Source organism: Acidovorax sp. ST3, assembly GCF_003231145.1.
Lineage (GTDB): Bacteria > Pseudomonadota > Gammaproteobacteria > Burkholderiales > Burkholderiaceae_C > Acidovorax.
This window is the reverse complement of the sequence record NZ_QKVP01000098.1, coordinates 1-573: the sequence shown is the minus strand read 5'-3', so window position 1 is coordinate 573 and position 573 is coordinate 1. Positions and strand designations below refer to the sequence as shown.

The window sequence follows — 573 nt, the reverse complement described above, 5'->3', positions numbered from 1 at the left end:
GACTCGGAATAGCGCGAGCCGTAATCGATCTGCTGCCACTGCCGGACCATGCCCAGGAAGCGGTTGTTCAGGCAGACGATCTTGGGCGTCAGGCGGTACTGGGCGCAGGTCGACAGTTCCTGGATGTTCATCTGGATCGAGGCCTCGCCGGTGATCACGGCGATGTCATGACCCGGATTGGCCATCTGCACGCCCATGGCGTACGGCAGGCCCACGCCCATGGTGCCCAGGCCGCCGGAGTTGATCCAGCGGCGCGGCTTGTCGAACTTGTAGTACTGCGCGGCCCACATCTGGTGCTGGCCGACGTCGGTCGAGACGATGGCGTCGCGACCCGCCAGCGCCGCGTTCAGGCGCGACATCAGGTGCTGCGGCAGGATGGCGTCGGCCGCCGGGGTGTAGCCCAGGCAGTCCTGCGCGCGCCAGGCCTGCACCCGCGCCCACCACGGCGCCAGACGCGCCGGGTCCAGCGGCTCGCCCAGCTCGGCCTGCAGGGCGCGCACCAGCGGCAGGCAGTCGCCCACCAGGGCCACGTCCACGCGCACCACCTTGTTGATGGAAGCGGGGTCGATGTCG

At 69.3% G+C, this 573-nt stretch carries 1 protein-coding gene; it reads right to left on the bottom strand.

What is annotated here, in order from left to right; genetic code table 11:
* On the bottom strand, nt 1-573 hold a 573-nt coding region (locus DNK89_RS23770), incomplete at both ends, for a thiamine pyrophosphate-dependent enzyme (protein ID WP_238990926.1).